The organism is Corallococcus macrosporus, assembly GCF_017302985.1.
In the GTDB taxonomy this organism is placed as follows: domain Bacteria; phylum Myxococcota; class Myxococcia; order Myxococcales; family Myxococcaceae; genus Corallococcus; species Corallococcus macrosporus_A.
Window position 1 is genome coordinate 443,494 of sequence record NZ_JAFIMU010000017.1, and the last position, 18,314, is coordinate 461,807.

General features: G+C 70.6%; 13 protein-coding genes. 7 read left to right on the plus strand and 6 right to left on the minus strand.

Translation table 11 applies throughout. From position 1 onward, the window contains the following. Positions 1 to 50: 50 nt before the first annotated feature. Positions 51 to 5,087, plus strand: coding sequence for an AAA family ATPase (locus JYK02_RS40680; RefSeq protein WP_207057879.1), 5,037 nt, complete (start codon positions 51 to 53; stop codon positions 5,085 to 5,087). A 16-nt stretch (positions 5,088 to 5,103) separates the two neighbouring features. Here JYK02_RS40680 and JYK02_RS38145 read toward each other — a convergent pair whose 3' ends face one another. From JYK02_RS38145 to JYK02_RS38160, 4 genes are all read right to left on the minus strand, one after another. Then, the gene (locus JYK02_RS38145) at positions 5,104 to 6,744 is read right to left on the minus strand and encodes a hypothetical protein (RefSeq protein ID WP_207058385.1); all 1,641 of its coding nucleotides are present in this window, start codon (positions 6,742 to 6,744) and stop codon (positions 5,104 to 5,106) included. A 1-nt stretch (position 6,745) separates the two neighbouring features. Continuing rightward, entirely contained in the window at positions 6,746 to 8,272 is a 1,527-nt protein-coding gene (locus tag JYK02_RS38150; RefSeq protein WP_207057880.1) for a PPC domain-containing protein, read from the minus strand. A 134-nt stretch (positions 8,273 to 8,406) separates the two neighbouring features. After that, positions 8,407 to 9,495 (minus strand): acyl-CoA dehydrogenase family protein, encoded by a 1,089-nt coding sequence (locus tag JYK02_RS38155; protein WP_207057881.1) that lies wholly within the window; start codon positions 9,493 to 9,495, stop codon positions 8,407 to 8,409. Next, on the minus strand, positions 9,492 to 10,307 hold the full coding sequence (locus tag JYK02_RS38160; RefSeq protein ID WP_207057882.1) for a helix-turn-helix domain-containing protein: 816 nt from the start codon (positions 10,305 to 10,307) through the stop codon (positions 9,492 to 9,494). The genes JYK02_RS38155 and JYK02_RS38160 overlap by 4 nt, the downstream gene beginning before the upstream one ends. A gap of 229 nt (positions 10,308 to 10,536) precedes the next feature. Here JYK02_RS38160 and JYK02_RS38165 point away from each other — a divergent pair, with 229 nt between their 5' ends. The 6 genes from JYK02_RS38165 to JYK02_RS38190 all read left to right on the plus strand — a co-directional run bounded on the left by JYK02_RS38165 (position 10,537) and on the right by JYK02_RS38190 (position 16,976). Further along, the gene (locus tag JYK02_RS38165) at positions 10,537 to 11,331 is read left to right on the plus strand and encodes an alpha/beta fold hydrolase (protein WP_347402681.1); all 795 of its coding nucleotides are present in this window, start codon (positions 10,537 to 10,539) and stop codon (positions 11,329 to 11,331) included. Positions 11,332 to 11,464: 133 nt separating this feature from the next. Continuing rightward, the gene (locus JYK02_RS38170) at positions 11,465 to 11,884 is read left to right on the plus strand and encodes a tellurite resistance TerB family protein (protein WP_207057884.1); all 420 of its coding nucleotides are present in this window, start codon (positions 11,465 to 11,467) and stop codon (positions 11,882 to 11,884) included. A gap of 14 nt (positions 11,885 to 11,898) precedes the next feature. Beyond that, complete coding sequence (locus JYK02_RS38175; RefSeq protein WP_207057885.1) at positions 11,899 to 13,155, plus strand: M48 family metallopeptidase; 1,257 nt, start codon at positions 11,899 to 11,901, stop codon at positions 13,153 to 13,155. 5 nt (positions 13,156 to 13,160) lie between these two features. Then, positions 13,161 to 13,484, plus strand: coding sequence for a hypothetical protein (locus tag JYK02_RS38180; RefSeq protein ID WP_207057886.1), 324 nt, complete (start codon positions 13,161 to 13,163; stop codon positions 13,482 to 13,484). Between the two features lie 141 nt (positions 13,485 to 13,625). Continuing rightward, entirely contained in the window at positions 13,626 to 14,906 is a 1,281-nt protein-coding gene (locus JYK02_RS38185; protein ID WP_207057887.1) for a S8 family peptidase, read from the plus strand. Between the two features lie 132 nt (positions 14,907 to 15,038). Next, a complete protein-coding gene (locus JYK02_RS38190; protein WP_207057888.1) occupies positions 15,039 to 16,976 on the plus strand; it encodes a glycoside hydrolase family 15 protein in 1,938 nt (645 codons plus the stop codon). 55 nt (positions 16,977 to 17,031) lie between these two features. On the opposite strand, the gene JYK02_RS38195 is transcribed toward JYK02_RS38190, so the two are convergent. Together JYK02_RS38195 and JYK02_RS38200 are read right to left on the minus strand one after the other, a co-directional pair. After that, positions 17,032 to 17,295: a hypothetical protein gene (locus tag JYK02_RS38195; RefSeq protein ID WP_207057889.1), complete on the minus strand. Its 264-nt coding sequence runs from the start codon at positions 17,293 to 17,295 to the stop codon at positions 17,032 to 17,034. Between the two features lie 148 nt (positions 17,296 to 17,443). Then, on the minus strand, positions 17,444 to 18,313 hold the full coding sequence (locus JYK02_RS38200; protein WP_207057890.1) for an EamA family transporter: 870 nt from the start codon (positions 18,311 to 18,313) through the stop codon (positions 17,444 to 17,446). Position 18,314: the final 1 nt, after the last annotated feature.

Sequence of the window (18,314 nt, forward strand, 5' to 3'; positions counted from 1 at the left end):
GATTCATCACTGCAGTCCGCCTCCAACACCGCGATACTGCGAAGGTGAGGATGGACGAGAAGATGGACGTGCTGCCCGGGTACACCCTGGGCGCGCTCGTGCGGCAGGGGGAGCGCGCCGTCGTCTACCGGGGCGCGTCCACCGACGGTCGCCGGGTGATCGTCACGCTGCTTCGCTCCCAGCAGCCTTCTCCCAGGGAGCTCGCGGAGCTCCGCCACGCGTTCGACTTCGGGCGTGAGCTCGACTCGCCAGCCGTGGTGCGCACGCTGTCCCTGGAAACTTCCGACGATCACTTCGCCCTGGTGGCCGAGGACGGTGGAGGCCGATTCCTCGACGAGCTGCTCGGGACTCCCATGGAGTTCGGCCGCGCGCTCAACCTGGCGGTCGGCATCGCCGAAGCGCTCACCGACCTCCACGGCCACGGTGTCATCCACAAGGACGTCTGTCCGGAGAACCTGGTCGTCGATCCCGAGACGGGCCGCGTCCAGCTTGCCGACTTCGCCTTCGCCGCGCGCGGTCCCTACCTGTCGCCCGAGCAGACAGGCCGCATGGACCGTCCCCTCGACGCACGCACGGACCTCTACTCGGCGGGTGTCGTCCTGTATCAGGTGTTCACGGGCCAGCTGCCCTTCCATGCCGAGGACGCGCTCGGGTGGATCCACAGCCACCTCGCCCGCACGCCCCGGCCGCTCGTGGAGCTTCAGCCCCACCTCCCGGCCGTGGTGTCGGACCTGGTGATGCGCCTGCTGGCGAAGGCGCCCGAGGACCGCTACCCGACCGCGCAAGGACTGCTCGTTGACCTGCTGAACTGCCGCCAGCAATGGACCCTGAACCAGCGGATCGCGCCGTTCACCCTCAGCGCCAGCGACGCGCTGGGACTGCTGAGGACACCGCAGCTGCTCCCGCTTCGCGAGGCCGAGCTCGGGCAACTGCGCGCGGCCTTCGGGCGGGTGGTGGCCACGAAGCTCCCGGAGCTGGTCCTGGTGATGGGAGAGGGGGGCGTTGGCAAGTCGTCCCTGGTGAACCAGCTCCGGTCCACGGTCCTCGACCAGGGGGGCCTCTTCCTGACGGGCAAGTTCGACCAGCGGCAGGAGGCTCCCTACGCCGCGTTTACCCGCGCGTTCCAGCCGCTCTTCCTACAGCTCGCCGCGGAGGACGCATCCCAGAAGGCCCGGTGGCGGGAGCGTCTGGATGAAGCGCTCGGCGCGAGCGGGCAGCTGATCGCCGACGTCATCCCCGAGCTGCTCCAGGTGACCGGGCGGCTGCCAGAGGTCGCGCCGCTGGCTCCCGCCGAGGCCCAGAGCCGCTTCCTCCAGGTGTTCCGGCAGTTGCTGGAGGCGCTCACCGAGGAGCACCCGGTGACGCTCTTCCTCGACGACCTCCAGTGGGCCGACGAGGCCAGCCTGCGGCTGCTCCAGCACCTCGCGTCCCACCCCGCACCCCATCCCCTCCTCATCCTCGGCGCCTCCCGCGACCGCGACCGGGGGCCGTCCGCCGCGCTGACGCTCGCCCTGGACGCGCTCCAGAAGGGCCAGACCCGGGTGACGGAGCTCACCTTGCTCCCGCTGCCGCGCGAGGACTGCGCGCAGCTCATCGGCGACACGCTCGGCGCGGATCCACGGGCCCTCGCTCCGCTGGCGGCGCTGGTCTGTGAGAAGACCCACGGCAACCCCTTCTTCACCCTCCAGTTGCTCTCCGCGCTTCATCGCGACGGCCTGCTCACCTTCGACCGCGGACGGAGCGCCTGGCGGTGGAGCGCCCATCGCATCCGCGCGCTGGAGCTGGGCGAAGGCGTCATCGAGCTGATGCTCGGCAAGCTGCGGCGCCTCCCCGCCCTCACGCAGGAAGCGCTCACGCTCGCGGCCTGCCTGGGCGCGACCGTCGAGCTGCCATCGCTCATCGCGGCGGGTGGCTTCGCGGAGGACGCGCTGCGCGTCGCGCTGGACGAGGCGGTGCGCGAGGGACTGCTGCTCCCGCACCTCGACGGCACCTATCGCTTCTCGCACGACCGCGTGCAGCAGGCCGCCTACGCGCTCCTCGCGCCCGAGGTACGCGCCGCCACGCACCTGCGCATCGGCCGCCGGCTGCTCGCGCACACCTCACCGCGGCTGTTGCCCGAGCGCGTGTTCACCCTGGTGTCCCAGCTCGACCAGGGCATCGAGCTGATTGAAGCGCGCGAGGAGCGCATCTCCATCGCCCGGCTCAACCTGCTCGCCGCCAGGCGGGCCAGGACCGCCTCCGCTCTCGGCGCGATGCGCTACCTCCAGGCGGGCCAGGCGCTGCTCGCCCCGGAGCCATGGGCGGCGGATCACGAGCTGGCCCAGGGCCTCCACCAGGAGGAGGCCGAGAGCGAGCTGTCCGCCGGCAACCTGGACACGGCGGAGCGCCTGCTGACCGTCCTGCTGGCCCATGCGCGGACACCCACCGAGCGCGCCAGCGCCTACCGGGCGTGGATCGACCTTCATACCACCCGGGGCGCCCTGGGCTCCGCCATCGACAGCGCCAGTGCCTGCCTCCGCCAGTACGGCATCGCGCTGAGCCCCCAGCCCACGCTGGAGCAACTCGAGGAAGCGGATCGCACCGTGGAGCAGCTCCTTGGAGAGCACGCCATCGAAGCGCTGCTCAGCCTGGCGCCCATGCGGGATCCGGACATGGAGGCCGCCATGAGCGTGCTGGCCTCCTTCCTGCCGACGGCCTACTTCAGCAACCCGCAGCTGCACCACCTGGTGGCGTGCCAGATGGTGATCCTCACGCTCCAGCATGGACTGACCTCCGCGTCCACGATGGGGCTCACCGCCTACGGCTTCGAGCTGGTCATCACCCACAAGCAGTACGCCCGGGCGGCCAGCATCGCCCGCGTGGCGCTCACGCTGGTGGAGCGGCACGGTTTCGTCGCGGACGAGGCGAAGGTGTCCCTGGTCTCGGGCGTCGCGATCCTCTCCTGGGTCGAGCCGCCGCGCTCCCTCTACACCTATGTCGAGCGGGCCCTGCGCGCGGGAAGGCGGGCGGGAGACGTGGTCTTCGTCTGCCTCGGGCTCACCCACCGCTGCATGCTCGCGCTGGCCGCGGGCGAACGGCTCGAAGAGGTCGACCGCGCGGCGCGCACCGCCGCCGACTTCAACCGCGGCGTCGGGAACGAGCCGCTGCTCATCTGTGTCGAGGTCGTCCAGCGCCTCACCCAGGCGCTGCGCGGCCGCCCTCCGGTGCTTTCCCAGGAGCGGCTCGAGGATGCGGCCTTCGCCGAGCGGGTGGGCCGCCAGCCGCCGTTCGCCAGCTTCTGGTACCGCGTCCGTCGCCTGGAGCTCCACCTCGTCCTGGGCAACCGCACCGCCGCGCTCGCCGAAGCGCGACAGCTCTCCGGCCTCATCGTCGCCCAGCGGGGCCAGTACGGTGAGGCCCATGCCGTCTTCCTGGTCGCCCTGACCCTGGCGGCCCATGGAGAGGTGGCACCGGCGGAGGAGCAGGCGCAGTGGGGGGCGGAGCTCGAAGGCCATCGCGCCTTCCTCGGGAACCTGGCGGCCTTCTGTCCCGCCAACTTCCTCGCCTTCGAGGCGCTGGTGACGGCGGAGGTCGCGCGGCGGAGCGGACGCACCGAGGAGGCCGCGGAGCACTACGAGCGGGCGCTCCGGGCCGCGCGTGAGAGCGGCCTCATCCAATACGCGGCGCTGGCGGGCGAGCTGGCCGCGCGCTTCTACCATTCCCGCGGCCTGCGCACCGTCGCGGACGCCTACCTCGAGGAAGCCTGGCGCGCGTACCAGGAGTGGGGCGCCGAGACCAAGCTGCGCCAGCTGGAGCAGCTGTACCCGCGCATGAAGGAGCGCCTGTCGCGTGGGCTTCCGCATCACCTGTACGCGGAGCCCGCGCAGCTCGACGCGCGCGCGATGGTGCACGCGTCACAGGTCCTCTCCCAGGAGATCGTCCTGCCGCGGCTGCTGGAGAAGCTCTTGCGGAGCGCGTTGGAGCAGGCGGGCGCGGAGCGGGGCTACCTGATGACGCTCGAAGGAGGGCATCCCTTCGTGCGGGTCACGGCGCAGCTGACGGAGTCAGGCATCCAGGTCTCCGTCCTCGGAGAGCCCGTCGCGCCCGGCGCCGAGCTTCCGGGCTCGCTCCTGGCGCACGTGCAGCGGATGCGGCAGCCGGTCCTGCTGGACGATGCCTCCCAGCCGAGCCCCTTCTCCTCGGATCCGTACTTCGCCTCGCTGCGCGTGCACTCGGTGCTGTGCATTCCGCTCGTCCGGAACGCGGACCTCGCCGGCATGCTCTACCTGGAGAACAACCAGCTCCCGGGGGCGTTCACGTCCGAGCGGATCCTCACCCTGGAGGTGCTGGCCGCGCAGGCCGTCATCTCCCTGGAGAACGCCCGCCTCTACCAGGCGGCCCAGGAAGCGGTCCGCGTGCGCGACGACTTCCTGGCCATTGCCTCCCACGAGCTCAAGACCCCCATCACCGCCATGCGGCTCCAGGTGCAGTCGATCCGCAAGGTGATGGGCACGCGGGCGCCGGAAGCGCCCGCCGAGGGCCGGCTCGTGACCCTGCTCGGGACCTTCGAGCGTCAGGTCAGCAGGCTCGCCTATCTGGCCGACGACATGCTCGAGGTGTCCCGGCTCAAGGAGGGAGCGCTGGCGTTGGAGCTGGACGCGTTCGACCTGTGCACCCTGGTGCGGGAGCAGGTGGACGCCCTGGCGGAGCGGCTGAAGGCCACGGGGTGTTCCGTGGAACTCGACTTCGAGGAGGCGGTGGTGGGGCAGTGGGACCACGCCCGCCTGGGACGGCTCGTCACCAGCCTGCTCCTCAACGCCATGAAGTTCGGCGCGGGCCACCCCATCACGGTGCGTGCGCGAGTGACGGGCGACTTCGCGCGGCTCGAGGTGAAGGACCGAGGAGCCGGGGTGGACCGCGCGGACCAGGCGCGCATCTTCGAGCGGTTCGAGCAGGCCGCGCCCGCGTACAACTACGGCGGGCTGGGCCTGGGTCTCTACCTCGCGCGTGAGACGGTCCGCGCCCACGGTGGCACCATCAGCGTGGAGAGCGCGCTCGGCGCCGGTGCCACGTTCGTGGTGGAGCTGCCCCTGCGGCAGGCGCGCTGACGGGACGGGGTGCGCCTCAGGGGTCCAGGGGCTCGAAGCGACAGGCCATGTCGCCCAGCACCGTCCCCGGCGAGGTGAAGGAGCCCGCCGAGAAATCGAGCGCGTAGGTGGCGCTCTGGGACGCGGTGAAGTCGGCCTGCCAGCGCACGTCGTCCCGCTCCTCCAGGGTGTACGCCTGGCGCGTTCCCTTCGCGTCGAGGAAGCCCACATCCGGACGGTGCTTCGCGCCCGACACCTTCCAGGGACAGTCGAGCTGGTAGCGCCGTCCGGCGATGGCCTGGAAGGTGTAGACGTCGTGGTCGATGGCGTTGGCGATCCGGTAGGACAGCGTCTGGGGACCGTCCGGGAGGGGCGTCGCCGTGTCCAGGGTGTCCCCATGGTCGTCCAGGCCCTGGTCTTCCACCTGGAGCGTGTAGTTCCCCGTCACGTACTTCGAGTTGAGCGCGGGCGAGCCCGTCATCTGCACGGAGTGCGTCGCCTGGGACGCCTTGAAGGACGTCGAGGTGGGGATGCCCGCGGAAGCGGGGTGGGTGCCGAACGGGCCCCCCGGCGGCGCATCCTGGATCGAGCCCTGGCTCTGCCCCGTCAGGGTGAAGGACACCCGGTAGTGGTGCCCGGGCTGGACGGACAGGGCGAAGACGTCGCGGTCCCCGGGCGCTTGGATCTTCCCCTGCACGGACGCGGTACCCGCCGGCACCGGGGTGGCCGCTTCCGGGGTGTCCCCGTGGTCGTCCTGCCCCAGGTCGTTCAGCACGCAGGTGTAGGGCTGGGACGGATCCAGGAACGCGTTGGCCTGGATGGAGGCAACGTAGGTGCCTCCCAGGGACTTGATGCGGGCTTCGCCCTCGGTCTCCCGGTCGTTGGGGTCATACGCGCGGCCCTGGGCCTTCTGCTGGCTGTCGAGGATCCGCAGCTCCCAGGACGGGTTCGGGAAGGTGCAGCCGAGCGCGTAGACGTGGTCCACGGTGGTCTCGAACGACAGCAGGTCCCGCTCGCCCCAATGCTCGCTGTAGCCCGTGAAGGGCTTCTCCGACGGCGTCCAGGGCGTCGCCCGGAGGAACAGGTCCCCGTGGTCGTCCGGTCCGCGGTCCACCAGGCGGAACTGGAACGGCACGCGAGGCTGGCTGTTGTTCGGGAGCAGATAGAACGTGTGCACGGCGCCGTGCTTCAGCCCGGACCAGTGCAGCGGGCTGGGGGGATAGCTGGGGTCGTCGCTGTACTGGTCGGCGGAGTCGAGCCGCGTGCGCGCGGCGTCCCGCAGGACCACCGAGTACCCCAGGCTCCCCGGCTCCACCGTGAAGTCGTAGTGGCGGCATCCGCGGGCGACGAAGGCGAAGTGCAGCGGCACGCCCCCTCCGGGCGGCCAGGTGAGGGTGTGCACCTCGTCCGAGGGCGTCAGCAGCGTGGCGCCATCCGGCACGCCCGCGTCCCCGACCGGCCCATCGTCCGCGCAGGCGAAGCTCCCCGCGTCAGGCTCCGGCTCACTCCCCGCATCCGGACCGGCGTCCCCGCCCGCATCCGTCCCCGCATCCGCCCCCGCGTCCGTGCCGGCATCGAGCACGAGCGGCGGAGGCTCTGGCGTGGAATCACATCCCGCACCGAGGACGAGCCCGGCGGACAGGAGAAGGACAGATTGCCACTGCTGATTCATGTTCATGTCAGGGGTCCAGGGCCTCGAAGAGGACCGTGTGGTCGATGAGGTTCTCTCGCAGGCCGACGCTCATCCGGAAGAAGTAGGTCCCCGCCGTGGGCAGCGTGAACTCCTTCACCCAGCGCGAGCCGACGTGCTGTCCTGGCGCCCGGATGGTGCGCCCCTGCGCATCGTAGAGCGTCGAGAACAGCTGCTCCCCGGTCGACGTGTCCCTCCAGTCGCCGCTGAGGCGATAGCGCCCCCCGGCGACGGCCTCGAAGGAGAGGTAGTCCTCGTCGATGAATTCAGAGATGTGCACGGTGACGGTCTGCGACGGTCCGGTCATCGGCGTCGCGGTCTGCCGCGTGTCGCCATGGTCGTCCAGGCCCAGGTCCTCGAACCGGAGCGTGTAGGGGGCGGACGTCCACCGCGCCCGCAGGACTCCGTCCCCCCTCACCCCCACGTAGTAGGAGGCCCCTTCCGCCTTGAAGGCCATGACGATGTCGTTGAACCCCTCGAACTCGCCGCCCGGCGGCGCCGTGAGGACCCGGCAGTCGGGGGGCGTGGCGCCGGGGTCGCAGGTGGCGCGGTAGTGGTGTCCGGGCTGGACGCTCAGCGCGAAGACGTCGAAGTCCGCACGGAAGTCGAGCCGCCCCGCGATGGACGTCGTCCCCTGGGGGAGCGCGGTCGCGGTCTCCATGCGCTCACCGTGGTCGTCCGCTCCTTCGTCCTTCAGCCTGCACTGGTAGGCGGAAGGGGACGGGGCCACCAGGGAGTTGTTGGCCTGGACGATGGCGAGGAACCGCTCCGCCGGGGCCTTGAAGGCCGTGGAGGCCTGCAGCTCCGTGGCGTTCGCGTTGGTCACCTCGCTGACGAAGTAGTTCAGGACCGGATCAAAGAAGGACAGCCGCCAGCCCGGGTGCGAGAAGTCGCAGCCCAGTGAATAGACGTGGCCCGCCACGGTGGAGAACGAGAACACGTCGCGCTCCCCCGGGTGCTCTCCCTGTCCCATCAGGGGCTGCTCCGAAGGAGCCCAGGGGGCTGCCGTGGCGAGCAGGTCGCCGTGCGCGTCCGGCCCTTGATCCACCAGGCGGAAGACCAGGTCCCGGGGGAACTCGAACGGCTCCGTCGAGACCTCCAGCGTGTAGAAGCCCTCCTGGGTGAACCCCGACCAGTGCGTGGTCAGGGGGGGAATCGCGACGCCGCCTTCCCGGCGCTCGAGGACGGCTCCGGACGGGTCCTTCAACGTCAGGATGATCCACCGCTGGTACTCCTCGACGAGGAAGTCGTAGTGCCGCCCGGCCTGGCCCAGGAAGGCGAAGCGGAGCGTGACCTGGGGATCCGTCCACGCCACGGTGTGAACGCGCGTCGCGGACGGGCGCAGGAACGTGTGGCCCTCCGGAACGCCCGGCGGCGGGGGCCCCTCGGGCGTGTTGTCGTCCGGGCCCGCGTCCACACCGGCATCCGGACCCGCGTCGCTTCCCGCATCCACGCTCGTGCCAGCGTCCGGCAGGGGCGTCGGCTCATCCGGAGTGGATTCGCACCCCAAGCCCATGAGCAGACAGCAACAAACGAGAAAGGCAGACAGTGAACGTGGCTTCAAAGACATCTCATGGGCTCCCGGGACGGAGGGCACCCTAGCCGAAGAGCGCCCGGGGTCGCCACGGCCGCCATGTCGTGGGCCGAGGCTCAGGTCCGGGGCGGTGGCGGCTGGAGCCCCAGCAGGGCCTTGCCGAGGAAGTCGCGGATCACCGCTGGAGACCAGGCCATCAGCGGGCCGCTCATGGCATCGCGCAGGTAGCGCTCGATGGGGTGGCTCCGCATGTAGCCCGAGCCTCCGGCGAGCTCCATGGCCGCGGTGGTGATGGCCACGGCGGCCTCATTGGCCACGGCCTTGGCCTGCATCTGCAGCACGGGGAAGTCCGGCTCGCGCTGATCCGTGGCGATGGCCGCGCGCATGGCCAGCGCCCGCGCCGCCTCCAGCCGGAGGCTCATCTCCGCCACCGAGAACTGGACCCACTGCATCCGTGCGATTGCCTGGTTCTCTGGAGGCAGCTTGCGCTCCCGGGCGTAGGAGATGGCGAAGGCCAGCGCCGCCTCGGCGATGCCGATGGAGATCCACGGCAGGCCCAGGGCGATGGGGTTGGGCTGGGAGGGATCCAGCCGCAGCCGCCGGGACTCCGGCAGCAGGGTGTCCTGGAAGTGCAGGAGCTGGCTGCGCGTGGCCCGCATTCCCAGGGTGTCCCAGACATCCTCCACCCGGATGGAGTCGTCCTTGTCGATGAGGAAGAAGGCGGGCTGGCCATCACACACGGCATTGGTGAGCAGGTAGCCCGCCCGCTCGCTGCCCGACACGAAGCGCTTGGCCCCGGACAGGCGCCAGCCGCCCTCGACGCGGCGGGCCTCCTGGTGGGGCATGAGGAACATGTTGCCGCTGGTGGGCTCGGACAGGGCGTTGCCGAACCAGGCTCCCTGGCGGAACCTGTCGTTGAATGAGGCCACCAGCGCGGGCTCCGGCAGCGCCAGGAAGGCGAGCCCCGAGCCCTGATGCATCAGCCAGAGCGTGCCGAAGGAGGCGCTGCCCCGGCTCAGGATGCTGACGATTCGCCCGAAGGTCAGCCACGAGGCCCCCTCCAGCAGCGCGGTGTTCAGCGGGGATGAGGCCATGGCCTCGAAGCCTTCTTCAGGCAGGGAGGTCTCCCGGTCATGCCGCGCGGCCTGCTCCGCCAGCAGCCGCTGGATCCGCTCCGCTTCGGCAAGACAGTCTGAATCGCTCATCGTTCGTTCTCTCCGTGACGTCGGGTGAGTTCCGTCGGGCTCATGCCCAGCAAGCGGCGCAGGCAGCGGGCCATGTGGCTTGGGTGTGAGAAGCCCGCCTCCATCGCGATCTCCGTCAGGCTCTGGCGCCCTTCCATCAAGCGCAGCCGCGCGCGCTCCACGCGACGCTCCATCACGAACCGATGCACCGGCATCCCCGTGGCCTGTTTGAACAGCGGCTTGAAGTGAGACAGGCTGAACCCCGCCACCCCGGCCAGCTCCGCCAGCGTCAGGTCCTCGTCCAGGTGCGTCTCGATGTACTCGACCACCTGCCGCAGCCGCCACGCCGGCAATGCGTGGCGACGCCTGGGCGCCGAGGCCCCCGTGTGGGATTGCGTCGCGACCAGCCGCGCGGCGAGCGCCGTCGCCAGGCTGTCCACGAAGAGCCTTCCCCCCGGATAGCCATCGTGGTCCTCGGCCTGCATCATCCAGCCGATGCGCTCGACCTGCGGGTCCCGGATGTGGATGGCCGGATCCAGTGCCGCCCCTTGCGCCCCCAACCCCAGGGACTCCGCGGCCTCCCGCATCAGCGCGGGCGTCAGCCGCAGGAGCAACGACCGCGCCGGGCCTGACAACGTCCACCGCGTGCTCGACCCCGCCGGAACCACGCAGAACTGACCGTGGAGGCGCGCCCCCTGACGCTCGGCATTCCCCACGCGATACGTCACCGGCACCGGTTCCCCCATGTGCAGACAGAGGACATGGCGGTCATCCACCGGCGAGTCGAACCGCCCGGACGGAACCGGAGACGTGAGCACGTCGAGCAACGGCATGCGCCCCGGCCAAGGCTCGTCACCAGCGCGGCCGGAAGGCTCGGGTGGCACGAGGGTCGATCGGTCATCGCGAAATCCTTCCCCTTGGGACTGCCGGGCCGCAACACGGAAGATCATCCGTTCATGCCCGGGAGCCACGGCTGGCGTCACCGCGGCCCGGGTAACGGACGCGGCGGCCTGTCGCGCGGCGCGACGCTTCGCTCCGCTCCCGTTCGGAAAGATTGCCTACGTGGAGCGCGGCTCGGGCGACGCGGCCCTGTTCCTCCACGGAGCGCCCCTCAATGGCTTCCAGTGGCGCGGCGCGTTCGACCGGCTGTGCGACGTCCGGCGCTGCATCGCTCCCGACTTCATGGGCCTGGGCTCCTCGGAGGTCCCCGAGTCCCAGTCGCTGGCCGCCGCCGACCAGGTGGACATGCTCGCGGCCCTGCTCGACTCGCTCGGCGTCTCCCAGGTCGACATCGTCGCCAGTGACAGCGGCGGCGCGGTCGCCCAGCTCTTCCTGGTCAGGTTCCCGCGGCGGGTCCGGACGCTCCTCCTGACGAACTGCGACACCGAGCCGAACAGCCCTCCGCCCAAGGTGATGCCAGCCATTGAGCTGGCTCGCGCTGGGACGCTCGCGGCCTCCACCGCGGAGTGGCTCACCGACCCGGCCATGGCCCGCTCGACGTTCGGCGCGGCTGTCTTCCAGGACCCCAACACCCTCACCCAGGAGGTCATCGAGACCTACGCCTCGCCCGTCGTGAGCTCACCGAAGCGGCAGGCGCAGTACCATGCCTTCCACAAGGCGCTGCTCCCCAACCCGCTGGAGGGAATCGAGACGAAGCTGCGTCGCACCCACGTCCCGGTCCGCATCGTCTGGGGGGAGAGCGACGACTTCTTCTCGAGCGAGGACGCGCACTACCTCGACCGCATGTTCCCCGGCTCCCAGGGGATCCGCTTCGTGCCGGGCGGGAAGCTGTTCTTCCAGGAGGAGAACCCAGACATCATCGCGGAGGAAGCCCTCCGTCTGTGGAAGGTCCACTGAACATGGACAATGACGGTGGCGACCGTCAGCCCATGGACCTTCCGTGGCGGCTGCGATTAGCCTGTTCCCCGTTCGCTTCACACCGGAAGCGGATTCCATACCAACGGGGGGAAAAACCATGGGTCTTCTGAGCATGTTCCGCAGCGAAGCTCCGGCCAAGAAGGCGTCGGACGACGTGCTGTTGCTCCACACGATGCTCCTGATGGCTGGCGCCGACGGGTACCTCGACCAGGCCGAGGTGGAAGCGGTCGAGGCCTACTTCACCCAACTGCCGGAGTTCGAAGGCAAACAGTTCCAGGACGTCTACGCCGAGGCCAGGAAGCTCGTGGCCCGCTACTCCAACCTGCGTGAGTCCGTGAAGTCTCTCTCCGGCTTCTCCAGCGAGAGGGTGCGCAAGAAGGCGTTCGTGCTTGCCGCGGACCTGGCCATGGCCTCGGGGGACGTGAGCGAGACGGAGGACGAGCTGCTCACCGCCATGCAGCGTATCCTGGAGATCGACGACGGCACCGTGCAGAAGGTGCTCGACGTGCTCTCCATGAAGTACGCCCGCTAGACAGGAGCTGCGCCATGGCGAACGTGAATCCGAGCTCCTTCCAGTCCACCCTCGACCGCAAGCTGCGCACCGAACTGCTGGCCGACAAGGACGTCAAATGGGCGCTGCAGCGCGTGGACAAGGTGACCACGGGGCTCGGCTTCACCGCGCGGCGACGGCTGCTCGCCAACTCGCTGCGGCTGACTCGCTCCATGGCTCCGGCGGTCGCCGAGGCCCTGGCCGACTGCAAGGAGGTGCTTGGCTACGACAAGCCCGTCGAGGTCTTCGTCAAGCCGGACCCGATGATCAACGCCTCGGCGGTCTACAACCCGTCGGGTCATCCCCTCATCGTCCTCTCCTCGCGGCTCATCGAGGTGTTCACCGAGGCGGAGCTGCGCTTCGTCATGGGGCACGAACTGGGCCACCTGACGTTCGAGCACTTCGCCATTCCCATGCCCGCCACCGCCATCGTCGAGGACGCGGCGGGGGTCATCGTCCCACGCCACACCGCCCTCAAGCTGTACCTCTGGTGCCGGGCGGCCGAGGTCAGCGCGGACCGGGCCGGCCTGCTGTGTGGCAAGGACCCTGACGCCGCCGCCAGCGGCTTCTTCAAGCTGGCCAGCGGGCTTGCCTCCGGCTTCGTGAAGCCCGACCTGGAGGCGTATTCGCGTCAGGTGGACTCGCTCGTCTCCGCGCCCTCGGCCCGCGCGAAGCCGCACGAGGACGACGACACGCTGGACTGCTTCAGCACCCACCCCTTCAGTCCCCTTCGCGTGCGCGCCGTCGTCGCCTTCTCGAAGTCGAAGACCTACCGCGCGCTGGTGGGCCGCGCCGCTGGGGGCGAGGGCCTCTCGGACGAAGAAGTGGATTCCATCATCGAGCGAGACTTCCGGGAGATGGACGCGTCCTACCTCGAAGAGCAGTCCCCCCACGCCGAGCTGCTGCGGCGGGCCCTCTTCCTGGGAGGACTGCTGGTGGCCCACGCGCACGAGGGCGTTTCCGAGCGGGAGCTGCGGGCGCTCTCGGCGCTCCTCGGCTCCGAGCACGTCGGCGTGCTGCCCTCCATCGACGCCGCCCGGCGGGAGCTGACGGACGTGGCGGCCCGGGTGCGCGAGAAAGCGGCCACCTCCGAGCGGGCCCGGCTGCTGCAACACCTCACCCTGGTGGCGGCCGCGGATGGCAACGTGGCGGAAGAGGAGTTCATGGAGCTGCAGGGCCTGGCCGCGGCCCTGTCCGTTCCCGTGTCGCTCGTCGATGAGACGCTGCGCGGAGCCGCCCACCCGCTGGATTGAGGCGCATGCCCGAGGGGTGTCAGTATGACGCGCGCGAGGAGTTCCAGCGCGACCGCGCGACCCTGGCGGACCTGGGGCTGGAGTCCTTCCTGGGGGCCGATGGGCTCACGGACCTGCTGTCACTCTTCTCCCAGGACAACCTCCCCGCGGTGGAGCTGATCCGGATGATTCAGCGCCTGCACACTCCAGGCTACGAGCAGGCGCGGTTCCATGTGAGCGCGGCTACCGCCGACGGCGTCATCGCGCCGGACCTGCCTCCCGGCTTCTACTGGCAGGACGAGCTTGCCAGGGTGCTCGACTGGGCCGAAAGCCAGGGGCGGAAGCCCTGAAGAGACGGCGGGTGCGCCAGCGCGCCGGCGGTTCGGGTGGGGGTTTCGGACGTTTCGCGGCCCCGCGGGGCATCAATCACTTTGAGTCAGAAGGCGTTACTCCACTGGGAAGGCCGCGTCAGTGCCACCCCGGGGGAACCCATGTCGCTGAAGCTCCTGTCGCGGACGGTCGCGTCCGCCTGCGTGCTGTTGCTGCTGTCGGCGTGCCAGAGCGCGGGCAATCCCATCCCGCCACCCGATGACACACCCTGCCGTGGCACCGCATCCGTCCAGACACCGGTGCGCGAGAAGTTCCTCACGGTCGCGAAGCCGGTCTCCGGTGAGTACGTCGTCGTGCTCAAGGAGCCCCGGGAAGGGGACGCCGCGCCCACGCCGGATGTGGTCGCGCGGAACCTGACCGAGCGCTTCGGCGGCAAGGCCTTCCTCGTGTACGCGCACGCGCTGCGGGGCTTCGCCGCGCGCATGAGCGACAAGCAGGCCCGTGCCATGGCCTCCGCGCCCGAGGTGGCGTACGTGCAACAGAATGGCGTGGTGACGCTGGAGGAGAGCCAGTCGGATGCGACGTGGGGACTGGACCGCATCGACCAGCGCGACCTGCCGCTCAACCAGCTCTACCAGTACCAGACGCAGGGCCGGGGCGTGCACGTGTATGTCATCGACACGGGCCTGCGCCCCACGCACCAGGAGTTCGCCGGGCGGGCGGACATCGCCTTCGACGCCGTCAACGACGGCCGCAACGGCGTGGACTGCAACGGCCATGGCACCCACGTGGCCGCCACGGTGGGCGGCCGCGTGTATGGCATTGCCAAGAGCGCGTCGCTGCACGCGGTGCGCGTGCTGAACTGCGAGGGCTCCGGGACGACGGCGGGCGCGGTGGCGGGCGTGGACTGGGCGACCGAGCACCACCAGTCCCCGGCGGTGGCCAACATGAGCCTGGGGGGCGGGGAGGACGCGGCGCTCGACGATGCCGTGCGCCACTCCATCGCGGCGGGCGTGATGTATGTGCTGGCGGCGGGCAACGAGAACCAGGACGCGTGCAGGCGCTCTCCCGCGCGCACCGCCGAGGCCATCACCGTGGGGGCCACCACCAGCGCGGACCGGCGGGCGTCCTTCTCCAACCATGGCGACTGCGTGGACGTCTTCGCGCCCGGCGAGGGCATCCTCTCGGCCTGGGCCAGCGATGACATGGCGACCCGGACGCTGAGCGGCACGTCCATGGCCACGCCGCACGTCACCGGCATCGTCGCGCTCTTCCTGGAGGCCCATCCCGCCTCCGCGCCGCAGGCGGTCATCACCGCCATGACGGGCAACGCCACGCCGGACAAGGTGGGCAACCCCGGGCGCTGCTCACCGAACCGGATGGTCTACTCGGGCTTCATCTCACCCCTGCGGGCCCCCACCGTCCGCAACGGCGGGGAGTAGCGGCACGTCCCCCGGGCCACGGAGGGGGCGGGGAGGGGGCCGCCCGCGTGGATGGGGTGCCGGGTGCGGCCGTCGCGGAGGTCGCTACCTTGAGGCGGGAGGTCGCGCTCCTGACGCGCGACACGCCTGCCCATGGACCTCTACAGCGCCGCCAGGCGGATGGCCCGCCCGTTCCGTTTCACCAACCCGGCGTCCTACCGGGAGGTCCCCCTGGCGGGCCGCGGGCTGATTGGCGATGGGTGCTCCTGCGCGCTCGTCCGGCCGGACGGCGTCATCGACTGGCTCTGCTTCCCCCGCTTCGACAGCCCGAGCGTCTTCGCGGGCATCCTCGATGACGAGAAGGGAGGCATCACCGGCATCACGCCCGTCGTGTGGCCCTTCGAGAGCCTGCAGCGCTACGACCCGGACACCAACGTCCTGGAGACGCTGTTCCGCTTCGAGCGCAAGGGAGCCATCCGCATCATCGACTACATGCCGTGGACCAACGACCCGCGCTCCACCGTCCACGAGGTGCACCGGCGCATCGAGTGCCTGGAGGGCCCGGTGGAGCTGAACATCGTCTTCGACCCGCGCTTCGGCTACGGCGCGTCGCGGACGCGGGTGGAGCGGGAGGAGCACGGCCTGGTCGCTCGCGGGTCGGGAGGGGAGCGGCTGGTCGCCGTGCTCAGCGGGGAGGCGGAGTGGCGGCCCTGCGAGTCGCCGCACGGCCAGGCCTGCCGGGGAGACTCGGGCCTCCAGACGCGCATCCGGATGGGGCCGGGCGAGCGGCGCTGGATGATCCTCTCGTGGGATTCCGACCGGCCGGAGCCGCTTGCCGCGTACCGGCCCTTCGACCACCTGCGGGACACGCGCCAGGCCTGGCGCGAGTGGGCGCAACAGCTCCACTACGAAGGGCCGTGGCGGCACCACGTGCTGCGCTCCGCGCTGGCGCTGAAGCTGCTGATGTACGGCCCCACGGGCGCGATGGTGGCCGCGCCCACCACCTCACTCCCCGAGTGGATTGGAGGGCCCCGCAACTGGGACTACCGCTTCAGCTGGGTCCGCGACTCCGCGATGGCGGTGCGCGCCACCAACCTCCTTGGCTTCGAGCGGGAGTCGCGCGAGTTCTTCTACTTCGTGCGCGACACGTTGCAGCGCGGGGACGCGCTCCAGGTGATGTACTCGCTGGACGGGGCCGCCGTGCCGCCGGAGCGGGAGCTGGAGCACCTGGCGGGCTTCCAGGGCTCGCGGCCGGTGCGGCTGGGAAACGACGCGAAGGACCAGTTCCAGTTCGACACCGCGGGCGCGCTGCTCGACGCCGCGTACCTCTACGAGCGCTCCGGCGGGAAGCTGCCGCTGCGCACCTGGAGGCTGCTGCGTTCGGTCATCCAGACCACCGCCCGCCGCTGGAGCGAGCCCGACCACGGCATCTGGGAGCCGCGACGGGAGATGCGGCACAACGTCCACTCGAAGCTCATGGGGTGGCTGGCCCTGCGCCGGGGGCAGCACCTGGCACGGCTCTTCGGGGAGACGGCGCTGGAGCAGTCCAGCGCCGCCCTGGCGGACGTCATCCGGGCGGACATCCTGCGCAACGGCGTGGATCCGGCGCGCAAGCACTTCGTCGGCTTCTACGGAGGGAACGAGCCGGACGCCGCGCTGCTCTTGCTGCCCATCGTGGGCTGCTTCCGGGGGACGGATCCGTTCATCGTGAGGACGCTCGACTGGCTGCGCGCGGAGCTGGGCACGGGGCCGTTCCTGCGCCGATACCGGATGGATGACGGGGTGGGGGGGCCGGAGGGAGGCTTCATCCTCTGCGGTTTCTGGCTGGCGGAGGCGCTGACGCTGGCCAATCGCATCCAGGAGGCCGAGGACGTCTTCGTCGCGCACGCGGAGGCGTCGAACCACCTGGGGCTGCTGGCGGAGGAGATCCACCCGCTGACGCGCGAGCAGCTGGGAAACTTCCCGCAGGCCTTCAGCCACCTGGGCCTCATCAGCGCCGCCGCGCGCATCGACCGCGCGCTCAGGCTCCGGGACGAAGGGCAGTCGGAGCCTCCGCACCTCCTGGAGCCCGAGCCGCCAGCCATTGGCTGACCCTGCTCCACCTCTGACAGGGAATGCCCTGTCAGAGGTGGTCGCCGCGGGGACCTCAGTTGCTCAGGCAGACCCACTTGTTGGCGGGGATCTCCTGACAGAAGCACTCGCCAAAGGTGCCATTGGCCCACTGGCAGCCCGTCTCCGCGCCCGGAGTGCAGCGGCGGGTCTGGAGCGTCTCGCAGCTGCTGAGCAGCTCGGAGGAGGCCTGACCGGTCTGCTGCATCCCGCTCTCGGCACCGTCCGTCACCTCAGCGCCACCGCAGCCCATTCCGAAGATGGAGACGACGGCGAACATCGCGAACCCACGAAGCATCATGCGGTACTCCTTTTCGATGGTGAGACGCCGATGCAAATGCATACGCGAATGCGGGTCAAGGTTTGTATTTAAATCATGATGTCGTTGGAAAGCTGCGCGCGGAGCGGTCGCGATGTTTGGAATTGCGGAACAATTCCGGTGTCCCATGTCAGTGATTCGCGGGAGGCCGCTGCTTTGCATGGAGGCTCAGCAGGACGCCCGTGAGCAGCGCGGCGCCACCCAGGAGCAGCCGCTGGGTGAGGGGCTCGCCGAGCAGCAGCACCGCGCCCATCGCCGCGATGACCGGGACGCACAGCTGCACCACCGCCGCACGCGCGCTGCTCAGGTGGGGCAGCGCCGCGTACCAGAGGCTGTAGCCCACGCCGGAGGCGAGCGCGCCCGAGGTGGCCGCGAGCAGCAGCCCCTTCGACGAAAGGTGTGGGGCCGCGTCCAGCGCGGGCGAGAGCAGCACGAGCGCCAGGGCCAGCGGCACGCCGCGCAGGAAGTTGCCAGCCGTCGCCGCGAGCGGATCCGTGCTCCCGCGTCCCCGCAGGCTGTAGATGCCCCACGCCGCGCCCGCCGCGGCCATGAGCCCCGCGCCCAGCGCATCCGGCGCGCTCGCTCCAGGAAGCGTGAGCCCCGCGAGGCCCGCGAGCGCCACCGCGAGCCCGGCCCATTCGAGCGCGCGGGGCCGCTCACCGCGCGCGAGTCCCGCCGCGAGCATGGTGAGCTGCACGCAGCCGAAGAGCAGCAGGGCGCCCACGCCCGCCCCGATGCGCACGTAGGCGAAGCTGAAGCCCGCCGCGTACACGAAGAGCGCGAGCGCCGAGGCCCAGCTCCCGTGCCCCGCCGCCGTGGGTCCGCCCCGCCGGAGCCGCAGCAGCAGCGCGAGCACCAGCGCTCCCGACGCGAGCCGGACCAGCGTGAACGCGCCCGCGTCGATGCTGCGCGCCGCGCCTCCGGAGAGGGCCGCGCGGCACAGCAGCGAGTTCGCGGCGAAGCCCAGGAGGGCCAGCAGGGTGAGGAGGGGCGTGCTCACG

Coding starts and splice junctions, on each gene's coding strand:
- JYK02_RS38195 (WP_207057889.1), bottom strand. CDS start 17,295: ATGATGCTTCGTGGGTTCGCGATGTTCGCCGTCGTCTCCATCTTCGGA.
- JYK02_RS38145 (WP_207058385.1), bottom strand. CDS start 6,744: ATGAACATGAATCAGCAGTGGCAATCTGTCCTTCTCCTGTCCGCCGGG.
- JYK02_RS38180 (WP_207057886.1), top strand. CDS start 13,161: ATGCCCGAGGGGTGTCAGTATGACGCGCGCGAGGAGTTCCAGCGCGAC.
- JYK02_RS38150 (WP_207057880.1), bottom strand. CDS start 8,272: ATGGGCTTGGGGTGCGAATCCACTCCGGATGAGCCGACGCCCCTGCCG.
- JYK02_RS38175 (WP_207057885.1), top strand. CDS start 11,899: ATGGCGAACGTGAATCCGAGCTCCTTCCAGTCCACCCTCGACCGCAAG.
- JYK02_RS38185 (WP_207057887.1), top strand. CDS start 13,626: ATGTCGCTGAAGCTCCTGTCGCGGACGGTCGCGTCCGCCTGCGTGCTG.
- JYK02_RS38190 (WP_207057888.1), top strand. CDS start 15,039: ATGGACCTCTACAGCGCCGCCAGGCGGATGGCCCGCCCGTTCCGTTTC.
- JYK02_RS40680 (WP_207057879.1), top strand. CDS start 51: ATGGACGAGAAGATGGACGTGCTGCCCGGGTACACCCTGGGCGCGCTC.
- JYK02_RS38170 (WP_207057884.1), top strand. CDS start 11,465: ATGTTCCGCAGCGAAGCTCCGGCCAAGAAGGCGTCGGACGACGTGCTG.
- JYK02_RS38160 (WP_207057882.1), bottom strand. CDS start 10,307: ATGCCGTTGCTCGACGTGCTCACGTCTCCGGTTCCGTCCGGGCGGTTC.
- JYK02_RS38155 (WP_207057881.1), bottom strand. CDS start 9,495: ATGAGCGATTCAGACTGTCTTGCCGAAGCGGAGCGGATCCAGCGGCTG.